At 72.4% G+C, this 12086-nt stretch carries 12 protein-coding genes; all 12 read right to left on the bottom strand.

All coding sequences use genetic code 11. The features are described 5' to 3' along the window. Window positions 1–17: 17 nt before the first annotated feature. Window positions 18–1151: a polyprenyl synthetase family protein gene (locus tag ACIPPM_RS03525; RefSeq protein ID WP_401444163.1), complete on the bottom strand. Its 1134-nt coding sequence runs from the start codon at window positions 1149–1151 to the stop codon at window positions 18–20. Then, a complete protein-coding gene (gene hpnE, locus ACIPPM_RS03520) occupies window positions 1151–2569 on the bottom strand; it encodes a hydroxysqualene dehydroxylase HpnE (protein WP_401442401.1) in 1419 nt (472 codons plus the stop codon). The genes ACIPPM_RS03525 and hpnE overlap by 1 nt, the downstream gene beginning before the upstream one ends. Next, entirely contained in the window at window positions 2566–2709 is a 144-nt protein-coding gene (locus tag ACIPPM_RS03515; protein WP_401442398.1) for a DUF6380 family protein, read from the bottom strand. The genes hpnE and ACIPPM_RS03515 overlap by 4 nt, the downstream gene beginning before the upstream one ends. Beyond that, window positions 2709–3659 (bottom strand): presqualene diphosphate synthase HpnD, encoded by a 951-nt coding sequence (gene hpnD, locus ACIPPM_RS03510; RefSeq protein WP_401442397.1) that lies wholly within the window; start codon window positions 3657–3659, stop codon window positions 2709–2711. The genes ACIPPM_RS03515 and hpnD overlap by 1 nt, the downstream gene beginning before the upstream one ends. Then, window positions 3656–4552 carry a squalene synthase HpnC gene (gene hpnC / locus ACIPPM_RS03505; protein WP_401442395.1) on the bottom strand — a complete coding sequence of 299 codons (897 nt, stop codon included), beginning with the start codon at window positions 4550–4552 and terminating at the stop codon, window positions 3656–3658. The genes hpnD and hpnC overlap by 4 nt, the downstream gene beginning before the upstream one ends. A gap of 361 nt (window positions 4553–4913) precedes the next feature. Next, the gene (locus ACIPPM_RS03500; RefSeq protein WP_401442393.1) at window positions 4914–5693 is read right to left on the bottom strand and encodes an ABC transporter ATP-binding protein; all 780 of its coding nucleotides are present in this window, start codon (window positions 5691–5693) and stop codon (window positions 4914–4916) included. Continuing rightward, the gene (locus tag ACIPPM_RS03495) at window positions 5686–6615 is read right to left on the bottom strand and encodes an ABC transporter permease (RefSeq protein WP_401442391.1); all 930 of its coding nucleotides are present in this window, start codon (window positions 6613–6615) and stop codon (window positions 5686–5688) included. Before ACIPPM_RS03495 ends, ACIPPM_RS03500 begins: the two co-directional genes overlap by 8 nt. Window positions 6616–6691: 76 nt before the next feature. Beyond that, window positions 6692–7564, bottom strand: a complete 873-nt coding sequence (locus ACIPPM_RS03490; RefSeq protein WP_401442390.1) for a glycosyltransferase family 2 protein — start codon at window positions 7562–7564, stop codon at window positions 6692–6694. A 5-nt stretch (window positions 7565–7569) separates the two neighbouring features. Then, complete coding sequence (locus ACIPPM_RS03485; RefSeq protein ID WP_135786016.1) at window positions 7570–8349, bottom strand: CDP-alcohol phosphatidyltransferase family protein; 780 nt, start codon at window positions 8347–8349, stop codon at window positions 7570–7572. Further along, window positions 8327–9388, bottom strand: a complete 1062-nt coding sequence (locus ACIPPM_RS03480; RefSeq protein WP_401442389.1) for an iron-containing alcohol dehydrogenase family protein — start codon at window positions 9386–9388, stop codon at window positions 8327–8329. The genes ACIPPM_RS03485 and ACIPPM_RS03480 overlap by 23 nt, the downstream gene beginning before the upstream one ends. Then, window positions 9376–10128: a sugar phosphate nucleotidyltransferase gene (locus ACIPPM_RS03475; protein ID WP_401442387.1), complete on the bottom strand. Its 753-nt coding sequence runs from the start codon at window positions 10126–10128 to the stop codon at window positions 9376–9378. Before ACIPPM_RS03475 ends, ACIPPM_RS03480 begins: the two co-directional genes overlap by 13 nt. Continuing rightward, the gene (locus ACIPPM_RS03470) at window positions 10125–11945 is read right to left on the bottom strand and encodes a DUF5941 domain-containing protein (RefSeq protein ID WP_401442386.1); all 1821 of its coding nucleotides are present in this window, start codon (window positions 11943–11945) and stop codon (window positions 10125–10127) included. Before ACIPPM_RS03470 ends, ACIPPM_RS03475 begins: the two co-directional genes overlap by 4 nt. Between the last annotated feature and the right edge of the window lie 141 nt (window positions 11946–12086).

Here is a 12086-nt window from a genome sequence, read left to right as displayed (position 1 = left end):
TATTCGGCCGATAGTGATCATCTCTTCCTCACGACGACGAAGTCGGCGAGCGCCGTGAAGGCGGCCCGCACCCGGTCGGGCATGTCGACGGCGTGCAGGGCCTCGATGGCGACGGTGTGCTGGCGCCGCGCCTCGTCCGCCGTCCACTCGCGGCCGCCCGCCTCCTCGATGAGGGCGGCGCGGGCCGCGAACTCCGCCTCGGAGAAGGCGGCGAAGTCGTTGCTCTTGGCGTCGGCGGCGAGGATCTCGCCGAGCCGCTCGGAGGCGGGACCACCGGCCGCGAGGGCGGCGACCACGGGCAGGGACTTCTTGCGCTGGCGCAGGTCGCTCCAGGTCTGCTTGCCGGTGGACTCCGGGTCGCCCCAGATGCCGAGCAGGTCGTCGACGGCCTGGAAGGCGAGGCCGAGGTGATAGCCGTAGCGCTCCAGCGCGTCGGCGGTGCGGTCGTCGGCGCCGCCGAGGACCGCACCGATGGAGGAGGCGCAGGCCAGCAGGGCGCCGGTCTTGTTGCCCTCCATCTCCAGGCACTCCTCGACGCTGACGCGGTCGCGGTGCTCGTAGGAGATGTCCTGGGCCTGGCCGTCGATCAGGGCGCGGGTGGCGGTGGTGAGGCGGCGGGTGGCGCGCCCGGCCTCGACGGTGCCGAGCTCCAGCAGGACCTCGTTGCCGAGGGCGAACAGGGCGTCGCCGACCAGGATGGCCTGGGCGGGGCCGTGCACCTTCCACACGGTGTCGCGGTGGCGGCGCTGCTCGTCGCCGTCCATCAGGTCGTCGTGCAGCAGCGAGAAGTTGTGCACCAGCTCGACGGCGACCGCGCCGGGTACGCCGACCTCGGGGGCGGCGCCGGTGACCTCGGCGGAGAGCACGGCGAGGGCGGGGCGCACGGCCTTGCCGCCGTCACCGGCCGACGGGTTCCCGGCGGCGTCGATCCAGCCGAAGTGGTAGGCGGCGACGGTGTCCATGGGGGGCGCCAGCCGGTCGACGGCGGCGCGCAGCACCGGGGTGGCCAGGGTCCGGCCGCGCTCCAGCAGTGCGGTCACGTCCACCGCGTCGGCGGCTGTCGAGGCCGGGGGCGGCACAGTGGGCACAGTCTCTCCTCTTGTTGCGGTACCGGGGGTGCGGGGCCCCTCCGGGCTGTGCTGATCGAGCATCACGCCGCCTCCTCGAACTGGAAGAGGTGGCGGGGGCGGGGGCGGCCCAGGGCGCCGAGCGCGGCGTCGGCCGCGCTCACTCCGCTGCGGACCGCGCCCTCCATGGTCGCGGGCCAACCGGTGGCGGTCCACGCCCCGGCCAGGTACAGGCCGGGAACCTTGGTGCGGGCGCCGGGGCGCAGCCGCCCGACGCCGGGGGTGGGGGCGAACGTCGCGGTGCGCTCGCGGGTCACGAAGAAGTCCCGTACTTCCGCGGTGCGGGCGCCGGGAATCAGCCGTTCCAGCTCGGGCAGATAGCGCTCGCGCAGGTCGGCGACGGGGAGGTCGATGTCGTCGTGGGCGGCCGACTGGGACAGCGCAAGGTACTGGCCCTCGCGCAGCCCGGAGGAGGCGGTGCGGTCGAACACCCACTGCACGGGGGTGCCGAGCGCGGTGAGGAGGGGCCGGGCGAGCACCGGGCGGTCGTAGACGACGTGCACGTTGAGGATCGGCGCGGTGCCGATGCGCAGCAGCCGCCCGGGGTCGTCCATCGCGCCGGCCGGGAGCAGGTCGTGGGTCTCGCGCTGGGGTACGGCGAGGACGACGGCGTCGGTGTCGATCGTCTCGCCGGGGATCTCGACGCTCCAGCGCCCGTCCGCGTTCCGGGAGACGGAGGTGACGCGGGTGCGGACCTCGGTGCGGACGCCGGCGGAGTCGAGCGACTTGCGGGCCAGCCGGTCGTGCAGGTCGCCCAGCGGGACGTGCGCCCAGCCGATGTCGGCCGCGCCGGGCTCGGACAGCAGACCGGTCTTGAACACCTTCGCGGCGAGTCCGAGCGAGGCGTCGCCCGCGACCGCGTTGAGGGTGGGGACCCCGATCAGGTCCCACAGCGCCTCGATGGCGCGCGCGGACTGGCCGTGCCGGGCGAGCCAGGTGCCGAAGTCCTGGTCGTCCAGCGCCGGGTCGGTGGGGTCGAGCCCCTTCAGCGCGAGCGCCGCCCGCCCGACCGAGGCACGCTCGGCGAGCGAGAGGTGCGGGTAGGTGGCCAGGCTGCGCCCCAGGTGCAGGGGTACGGGCAGCGGGTCGCGCCGCAGCCTGCCGAGCCGCCGCCCCTCGGGCTTGTCGACGTCGACCACGGGTACGTCGAGCCGGTCCTGGAGCGGGGCCAGCGCGGTGCCCTCGATGCGGTCGAGGAACCAGCGGTAGGCGGTGCAGCAGCGCAGGTAGACGTGCTGGCCGTTGTCCACGGTCAGGTCGCCGCGCTGGAAGGAGAAGGCGAGTCCGCCGAGCCGCGGCCTGCCTTCGAGCAGGGTGACGCGGACGCCCGCGTCGGCGAGCGCGAGGGCCGCGGTGACCCCGGCGAGTCCGCCGCCGACCACGACGGCGGTCCGGCCGGTGGGGCCGGTGTGCGCCCGTGCCGGGCGTGCGTCCTCGCTCATGCCGCGTCCTTCCGTGCGTGCCGCGCGTGCTCGTTGAACCGTGCACGTTCGGCCGTCGCCGTCAGGGACGCCACGCCGCGGGCGAGGGTTGCCCGCCGCGGCCGGGCCGCCGGAGCCGCCTCCTGGGCCTCGGCCGTCATCAGGCACGCCTCCTGAGCGTGTGCCGCGAGACATGGCGGGCGTCGAAGCCGGACAGGCCGCGCACGGCGACGTACGCCTTCTCGCGGCCGGGCAGCGAGACCCGGCCGCGCAGCACGGCCTCCGGGTCGCGCTCGATGCGGTCGAGCAGGCGCCGGTAGATGCCCGCCATGGCGGCGACGCAGGCGCCGCTGCGGCGGTCCAGCATGGGCAGCAGCCGGTAGCCCTCGGCGAAGAGGGCGCGGGCGCGGCGGACCTCGAAGTGGACGAGGCCCGCGAAGTCGGAGCCCGCGGGCGGGGTGGGTCCGGCGAACCCGGCCGAGCAGCCGAACTTGGCCAGGTCGTCGGCGGGCAGGTAGGTCCGGCCGCCCTCGGCGTCCTCGCGCACGTCCCGCAGGATGTTGGTGAGCTGGAGGGCGAGCCCCAGCGTGTCGGCGTACTCGGGGGCGCGCTCGGCGCCGGGTGCGCCCGCCTCGGTGCCGAAGACGCCGAGCGAGAGCCGGCCGATGGCACCGGCGACGCAGCGGCAGTAGACCTTGAGGTCGTCCCAGGTCTCGTAGGTCGCGCCGCGCAGGTCCATCTGGACGCCGTCGATCAGCTCGTCCAGGCCGCCGAGCGGGATCGGGAAGGCACCGGCGGCGTGGGTGAGGGCGACGGCCACCGGGTCGGTGTCGTCCTCCTCGACCGCGCCCGCCTGGATGCGGGCGAGCAGCGCCCGGGTGTCCTCCAGGCGGTCCACCTTGACGTCGCCGGGCAGCTCGCCGTCGCCGATGTCGTCGACACGCCGTGAGAAGGCGTAGAGCGCCGACATGGCGCGGCGCTCGGGCGTCGGCAGCAGCCGGATGCCGTAGGCGAAGTTGCGGGCCTGCTGTCCGGTGACCGTCTCGCAGTAGCGGTAGGCGGCGAGTACCGGTGCGGACACGGCTTGCGAAGCCTCCACTGCCCGGATCACCCCTCTCCTCGCAGGGTCGTGGCCGCCTCGCGCAGCAGCTGGAGCTTGCTGGGTTTCGGCGGGCCGGGAAGTACGTCGTGATCGGCGGCGGCGATCGCCCGGACCGCCGCCTTTCCTCCCGCCACGAACCCGGCGAGCAGCAGCTTCAGCCTGCCCTGGACGCTACCCACGAGGGGGGCGCCTTCATTCAGGAGTTCGCGTGCGCGCTGGGCTTCGTACGCGACCAGGGCGCGTACGGACGCGCCCGCGCTCGGGGCGGCGAGGTCGCTCTCCTGGACATGGAAACGCTTCATGTCCTGGGCGGGGAGGTAGATGCGGTCGCTGCCGAGGTCCTCGGCGACGTCCTGGAGGTGCTCGACGATCTGCAGCGCGGTGCACACGGCGTCGGAGCGGCGGACGCGCTCGGGGGTCGCGGTGCCGGTGACGCCGAGGACCAGGCGGCCGACCGGGTTGGCGGAGAGCTCGCAGTAGGCGCGCAGGTCGTCGTAGGTCTCGTAGCGGGTGACGAGCTGGTCCTGGCGGTTGGCGGCGATCAGGCCGAGGAAGGGCTCGGGGGTGAGGCCGCGGCGGCGCACGGTGGGCTGGAGGCGGCGCAGCAGGGGGTGGTGCGGGGTGCCGTCGAAGACGCGGCGCAGGTCGGTCTCGAAGGCGTCGAGCATGACGAGGCGGTCGTCGGCCTGCTCCGGGGAAACGCTCAGGGCGCGGGCGTCGGCGCCGCCGGGGGCCAGGTCGCCGTCGCCGATGTCGTCGACCAGGCGGGCGAAGCCGTAGACGGCCATGAGGTCGGTGCGCCAGGCGCGGGGCAGGAAGAACGGGGCCACGGGGAAGTTCTCGCGCGCGGCCTTGTCCAGCGTGGCGCGTTCCAGTGCCGTCGCCGTGTCGGTTCCCGTCACTGCGCGCTGCCCGGTCCAAGGACGGCGCGGTCCACGTTGAGCTGGGGAGTTTCCGTAGCCATTGCCGTCACATCTCCCGTTCTACACTGCTGACCCGATACACACTATTTCGGACACGCCGCCGACCCTCCGGGGGGCTTCCCCGGCGGAGGGTGTCGCGCATTATCGCCCCGATTGCCGGTTTCCGGCACCGGTACAGCTTACGTTGTACGACGCGACATGGTCCGTCGGGGTCTCCGGCGCCTCACCAGAACACCCGGACAGACGTCAACATTCCGCCGCACCAACGGAGTTGACGCATCCTTTGCGGACGTGGGGCCCCGCCGGAGGGGCGTCCGGCGGGGCCCTGACGAAGCGCGGGCTACTTGCCCGTGAACTTCTCGTACTCCTTGAGGACCTCTTCGGTGGGTCCGTCCATGCGGAGTTCGCCGCGCTCCAGCCACAGGACGCGGTCGCAGGTGTCGCGGATGGACTTGTTGTTGTGGCTGACCAGGAAGACCGTGCCGGCCTCCTTGCGCAGCTCCCGGATGCGTTCCTCGGAGCGCTTCTGGAAGGCACGGTCGCCGGTGGCCAGCGCCTCGTCGATCATGAGGACGTCGTGGTCCTTGGCGGCGGCGATGGAGAACCGCAGCCGGGCCGCCATGCCGGAGGAGTACGTCCGCATCGGCAGCGTGATGAAGTCGCCCTTCTCGTTGATGCCGGAGAAGTCGACGATCTTCTGGTAGCGCTCCTTGATCTGCTCACGGGACATGCCCATGGCGAGACCGCCCAGGATGACGTTCCGCTCACCGGTCAGGTCGCTCATCAGGGCCGCGTTGACGCCCAGCAGGGAGGGCTGGCCGTCGGTGTAGACCTTGCCCTTCTCCGCCGGCAGCAGGCCGGCGATGGCCCGCAGCAGGGTGGACTTGCCGGAACCGTTGGAGCCGATCAGACCGATGGCCTCGCCCCGGTAGGCGGTGAAGGACACCCCGCGCACCGCGTGCACCTTGCGCACCCCGCGCTGCTCGCCGCGCTTGAGGATGCGGCTCAGGGCGGAGGTGGCGCTGCCCTTGCCGGTCTTGGCGCCGTTGACCCGGTAGACGATGTGCAGCTCGTCCGCGATGACGGTCGGACGGCGCTCGCCGGTGTTCTGCTCAGCCACGGCCGTACCGCTCCTCTGCCTTCCAGAAGTACACGAAGCCGCCGAAGGCGACGACCACGGCCCAGCCCAGGGCGAGGGCCCACACGTGCGGGGGCAGGTTCGAGGCGCCGTAGTCGTCGATCAGCGCGAAGCGCATCAGGTCCATGTAGACGGCCGCCGGGTTGGCCTGCAGCACTCGGACGATCCACTCCGGCTTGCCCGCCAGCATGTTGCTGATGGAGAACATGACACCGGAGGCGTACATCCAGGTCCGCAGGATGAACGGCATCAGCTGGGCGAGGTCCGGCGTCTTGGCGCCCATGCGGGCCACGATCAGCGCGAGCCCGGTGTTGAACAGGAACTGCAGCACCAGCACCGGCAGGATCAGCAGCCAGGACAGCCGCGGATAGTTGCCGAACCCGATCGTCACCAGGAACACGACGATCATGGAGAACAGCAGCTGCTGGAGCTGCTGCAGGGAGAACGAGATCGGCAGCGAGGCGCGCGGGAAGTGCAGGGCCCGCACCAGGCCGAGGTTGCCGGAGATCGCGCGGACGCCCGACATCAGCGAGCTCTGCGTGAAGGTGAACACGAACACGCCGGTGACCAGGAACGGCACGTACGTGTCGTGCGACATGCCCCGGCTGGCCTTGAGGATCAGCCCGAAGATCGCGTAGTACACGGCCGCGTTCAGCAGCGGGGTGGCCACCTGCCACAGCTGGCCCAGCTTGGCCTGGCTGTACTGGGCCGTCAGCTTCGCCTGGGAGAAGGCGAGGATGAAGTGACGGCGGCTCCACAGCTGCCGGACGTACTCGACGAGCGAGGGGCGGGCACCGCTCGTCGCGAGCCCGTACTTGGCGGCGAGATCTGCCGCGGGCAGGCCCTCGTCGGGCGACGGAGCCGCGGTCACCGCGACACCGCCGTCATGGGTTCTCTCACTCACAGGTGGAAACTTTCGTCTTCGAGTGCGTCGTGTACTTCGCGTGCGCCGGGCCGCGTGCCCCGCGACACCGAGCTTCTCAGATCACCGGGGGACGGCCCAGCCGGGTCAGCCGCCACACCGTACGCCAGCGCATCGGGCGACGCGGACCGCAGGGGCTGGTCCAGCCCTCCTTGAAGCCGCCGAACCACGCCTTCAGCGCCGGTCCGGAGGGGCGGCGGGCCAGCGTGAGCAGCAGCCAGACGCCGAGGTAGACCGGGACGAGCGGCACGGGCAGGTTGCGGCGGGCCAGCCAGACGCGGTTGCGGGCCACCATGCGGTGGTACACCGCGTGCCGCGAGGGGGCGGTCGTCGGGTGGTACAGCACCATGTCCGACCGGTAGTCGATCATCCAGCCCGCGTCCAGCGCACGCCAGGCGAGGTCGGTCTCCTCATGGGCGTAGAAGAACTCGTCCGGCAGCCCGCCGACCTGGCCGATCACCTTCGTCCGGACGGCGTTGGCGCCGCCGAGGAAGGTGGTGACGCGCGAGGAGCGCATCGGGTCGGCGGCGCGCAGCCGGGGCACGTGGCGGCGCTGGGTCTCCCCGGTCTCGGGGTCCGCGATGCGGAAGCTGATGATGCCCAGCTCCGGGTCGGCGGCGAACGCGGCCCGGCACAGCTCGGCGGTGTCCTGCCGGGCGAGCAGACCGTCGTCGTCCAGGAACAGCAGGACGTCGACGTCGCTCCCGCCGGGGCCGAACGCCTCGATGCCGACGTTGCGGCCGCCGGGGATGCCCAGGTTCTCGGGCAGCTCGACGGTGCGCACGCCCTCGGGCACGTCGGGCACGGGCGAGCCGTTGCCGACGACTACCACGGAGACCTTGTCGCCGTCCTGCTTGGCGACGGAGTCGATGAGCGCCCGCAGCTCCTCCGGGCGGTTGCCCATGGTGATGATGACCGCGCCGACCTTCATGCCGTTCACCTCAGCCTGCTCGACGCGAGAATGGACACCAGGTGCAGCAGGGTCTGGAGCAGCGCGATGCCCGCCAGCACGGCGGTGCCGAGCCGGGTGAAGAAGAGGTCGCCGCGCACCTGGTCCACGATGGCCAGCACCAGGATCAGCAGCGACGCCTCGATGCCGAGGATCAGCCGGTGGAACTTGAGCGCGGCGGCGGCGCGCCGGGCCAGCGCCATCCCGGAGGAACGCGGCTCGGCGGCCGACTCCTTCACCGGGGGCAGCCCGGTCTGGTGCCGGGCGACCCCGACGAGGTCGGTCTCCGCCTTGATGAGGATCGCGCCGAGGGCGGCCAGGGTGCCGAGGAACGCCCACAGCCAGTCGATCCGGCCGCTGCCGAACAGGTCGGCGGCGCGCAGCCCGAGGCCGACCAGGACGGCGGCGTCGGTGAGGTAGGCGCCCACCCGGTCGAGGTAGACGCCGCCCAGCGAGTACTGCTTCCGCCAGCGGGCGATCTCGCCGTCCACGCAGTCCAGCAGCAGGTACAGCTGGGTGGCGACGATGCCGAGGACCGCGCCCGTGATCCCCGGCACCAGCAGGGCCGGGGCCGCGAGCACACCGCAGACGGTCATCAGGTACGTGAGCTGGTTGGGCGTGATCCTGGTGTTCACCAGGTAGCGGTCGATGCGCAGGGAGACCTCGCGCATGTAGAGGCGTCCCGCCCAGTGCTCACCGCTGCGCCGGTCCTTCACCCCCGCGGGGTGGACGACCGGGCGGAGTTCAGCTACCGATGGCCTTGACATAGTCGGCGTAGATGTCCTTGATCTGTTCAGTCTTGAGGTCGAGGTGTTCGAGGATCGTGTAGCGGCCCGGCCGGGTCTCCGGCGCGAACTCCACGACGCGGACGAACTCGTCCACGGTGAAGCCGATGTCCTCGGGCAGCACGGGCAGCCCGTGGCGGCGCAGCACGTCGGCCATGTGCGCCGACTCCTCGTGCGCCCCGCGCAGGTACATGGCGAAGGCGGCACCGAGGCCGCACTGCTCGCCGTGGCTGGCGGCGCGCTTGGGGAACAGCAGGTCGAAGGCGTGGTTGATCTCGTGGCAGGCGCCCGAGGACGGCCGCGAGTCACCGGAGACCGACATGGCGATGCCGGACAGCACCAGCGCCTCGGCGAGGACCTGGAGGAAGTCGTTGTCCTCGATCCCGCCGGGGTGCCGGAGCACCGCCTCGCCCGCCTGGCGGGCCATGGCGGCGGCGAGACCGTCGATCTTCTCTCCGTTGACCCGGTTGGCCAGCTCCCAGTCCGCGATGGCGGACACGTTGGACACCGCGTCGCCGATGCCGGAGCGCACGAAGCGCGTCGGGGCGGCCCGGATGACGTCCAGGTCGATCAGGACGGCGATCGGGTTGGGCACCCCGTAGGAGCCCCGGCCCGCGTCGTTGTCGAGGGTCGCGACCGGCGAGCACAGGCCGTCGTGCGCGAGGTTCGTCGGCACGGCGACCAGGGGCAGGCCGACCCGCGCCGCGGCGTACTTGGCGCAGTCGATGATCTTGCCGCCGCCGAGGCCGACGAGCGCGTCGAAGTGACCGCCGCGGATGTCGTCGGCGAGCCGGACGGCGTCGTCCAGGGTGCCGCCGCCGACCTCGTACCAGGTGGCACCGGGAAGCTGCGGGGCGACCCGCTCGCGCAGCCGGGCACCGGAGCCGCCGCTGACCGCGACGGCCAGGCGGCCGGAGTGCGAGATGCGCTCGTCGGCGAGGACGGTGGCCAGGTCGGCGAGGGCACCCGGGCGGATGTCCACGACGACCGGCGAGGGAATGAGCCTCGTCAGTACCGGCACGCGATCTTCCGTCCCTTGGCGAGGTCGTCGTGGTTGTCGATCTCGACCCAGGAGACCTCGCCGATCGGCTGCACGTCGATCTTGAAGCCTCGGTTGACCAGCTCCTGGTAACCGTCCTCGTAGTACAGCTGGGGGTCGCGCTCGAACGTGGTGCGCAGGGCGTCGGCCAGCTCCTCGGCGGCGTCGCCCTCGATGAGCGTGACGCCGATGTACTCACCGGTCGCCTCGGCCGGGTCCATCAGCTTGGTGATCTTCTGGACACCCTTCTCGGGGTCCACGACGACCTTCATCTCCTCGTCCGCCAGGGACTTGACCGTGTCCAGCGCGAGGATGATCTTCTTGCCGTCACCGCGCGCGGCCAGCAGCGTCTTCTCGACGGAGACCGGGTGCACGGTGTCGCCGTTGGCGAGGATCACGCCGTCCTTCAGCGCGTCCCGGCCGCACCACAGGGAGTAGGCGTTGTTCCACTCCTCGGCCTTGTCGTTGTCGATCAGGGTGATCTTCAGGCCGTACTTGGCCTCAAGGGCCTCCCGGCGCTCGTACACGGCTTCCTTGCGGTAGCCGACGATGACACCGACCTCGGTGAGACCGACCTCGGCGAAGTTGCCGAGGGTGAGGTCGAGGACGGTGAGCGACTCCTCGTCGCCCTCCGGGCCCACCGGCACCAGGGCCTTGGGCAGCGTGTCGGTGTAGGGGCGCAGACGCCGTCCGGCGCCGGCCGCCAGCACGAGGCCGATCATGCGGTTTCTCCTTCGTCGTGGACGGCGGGCGCCCCTGCGGACACCCAGAAGCGGATGCTCTCGACGAGCACCAGCAGAGCGACGCACACGGCGATGACCGTGAGCGCGACGGTGAACTGGGAGGCGGTGAGCAGAGCCGCGAGCACGGTGACGAGCAGCGTGCGCCCCTCCTGCCCCCCGATGGCGCGCACCAGCCAGGCCGGCGGCGCTCCGGCGTCGCCGCGGATGCGGTACACCGTGTCGTAGTGATGGTAGGCGACCGCCGCGACCAGCCCGAACGCCGCCGGGAGGGCGCCATGGACGTCGGCGCGGGCGGCCAGCGCGAGCACCGTGCCGTACTCGGCGGCGCGGAAGAACGGCGGGACGAGCCAGTCCAGCGAACCCTTGAGCGGGCGGGCCGTGGCGAGCGCCGAGGTGAGGACGTAGACCAGCGCGCCCACCACCGGCAGCCAGCCGCCGAAGCCGGTCAGCGCCGAACAGGCGACCACGGCGGCGCCGCCGAGAAGGGCGACGGCCGGGACCGCGAGGCCGGGCAGGCCGCGCTTCAGCACGCGGCCCAGGGCTCCGGCGAGCGGGCCGGTGTCCGCGAGGTCGGCGAGCGCGCGAGCGGCGCGGTCGGTACGGCGGGCCTTGCGGGTCAGCGACCGCAGCACGCGCCCGGCCGTCGTGTACGTGGCCGCGAGGGCGCAGCCGATCAGCAGCACGTAGAAGGTGATGCGCGGGGTGGTGACCGCGGTGAGGACAGCGATCATGGCCCAGCGTTCGCCGATGGGCAGGACGATCATCCGGCGGACCCAGACCGTCCAGCCGACGCTGTCCAGCTTGTCGGAGAGGGCGGCGGTGGGGCTGGTGTTGGCGGTGGCGTCGTGGTTGGCCTCGTTGAAGGAGAAGTCCACGACGTGCCGACAGGTCTGGAGGATCATCGCGCCGAGCGCGAGCGCCCATACGTCGTCGCCGCCGCGGGCCGCGCCGAGGGCGAGTCCGGCGTAGTAGGCGTACTCCTTGGCCCGGTCGAAGGTGGCGTCCAGCCAGGCGCCGAGCGTGGAGTACTGCAGCGAGTAGCGGGCCACCTGGCCGTCGGTGCAGTCCAGTACGAAGGAGGCGATCAGCAGCAGGCCCGCCGCGATGAAGCCGGGGCGGGTGCCGGTGGCCGCGCAGGCCGCCGCTATGAGCGCGGTGAGCAGCGAGGCGGTGGTGATCTGGTTCGGGGTGAGGCCCCGGCGGGCGCACCAGCGCGCGAGGTAGCGCGAGTAGGGGCTGATGCAGAAGGTGGTGAAGAAGCCGTCGCGGGACTTCACGGCCGACTTCAGCCGGACGTCCTCCTCGTCGACGGCGAGGACGGCCTGCCGGGCCTCGTTGCGGGCCTGCGGGTCGGCGGGTACGGCGGCAACCAGGCTGCCCAGCTCGGGGCGGTGCACCGGGGTGCCGTCGGCGTCGAGTGCGGTGACCAGCCGGTCAGGCAGGCTGTCGACGGCGACCGCGGTGCCGCCGCCGGTCTCGTCCTGCGTCCCGTCGGGCCCGTCCTGCTCGTTCAGGGCCCGGTGCAGCGTCTGCCGGGCGGTGCCCTGGGCGGTGACGGCGCCGGGGACGGCGGCGAGCGGGAAGCGGGGGTCGGTCAGGCCGAGCCGCAGGGCGTGCGGGTGGCCGACGAAGCGGGCGTCGACCAGGGCCACGCGCCCGTCCTCGGGGGCCGCCGCGAGCAGATCGCGGGCCTCGGCGGTGTCGGCGGCCATGCGCACATCGAAGCCGAGGGACCGCAGATCGCCCTCAAGTGACGATCCGGGGACCGGCTGACCGGTGACGATGGCGGTCGGCAACCGAATTCACTCCCTGGGTCCGGCGCGTCGGCGCCGGTCTGCTGCGTGATGGGGGCGCCCCTCGCCTGCGGCTCGCCGGGGCGGCATGTCGGCAGAGGCTATCGGATCGGCCGCGAGGGGCGTTCACCGGGCGTTCAGGCC

Source organism: Streptomyces sp. NPDC090119 (genome assembly GCF_044747085.1).
GTDB lineage: Bacteria > Actinomycetota > Actinomycetes > Streptomycetales > Streptomycetaceae > Streptomyces.
Note: the sequence above shows the minus strand (reverse complement) of the source record. Positions and strands in the feature narration are given on the sequence as shown.

Bases quoted from the DNA above. Each gene is read 5' to 3' on its own strand.
- ACIPPM_RS03525 (WP_401444163.1), bottom strand. From the start codon at position 1,151: ATGCTCGATCAGCACAGCCCGGAGGGGCCCCGCACCCCCGGTACCGCA.
- hpnE (WP_401442401.1), bottom strand. From the start codon at position 2,569: ATGAGCGAGGACGCACGCCCGGCACGGGCGCACACCGGCCCCACCGGC.
- ACIPPM_RS03515 (WP_401442398.1), bottom strand. From the start codon at position 2,709: ATGACGGCCGAGGCCCAGGAGGCGGCTCCGGCGGCCCGGCCGCGGCGG.
- ACIPPM_RS03490 (WP_401442390.1), bottom strand. From the start codon at position 7,564: ATGAAGGTCGGCGCGGTCATCATCACCATGGGCAACCGCCCGGAGGAG.
- ACIPPM_RS03485 (WP_135786016.1), bottom strand. From the start codon at position 8,349: ATGTCAAGGCCATCGGTAGCTGAACTCCGCCCGGTCGTCCACCCCGCG.
- ACIPPM_RS03475 (WP_401442387.1), bottom strand. From the start codon at position 10,128: ATGATCGGCCTCGTGCTGGCGGCCGGCGCCGGACGGCGTCTGCGCCCC.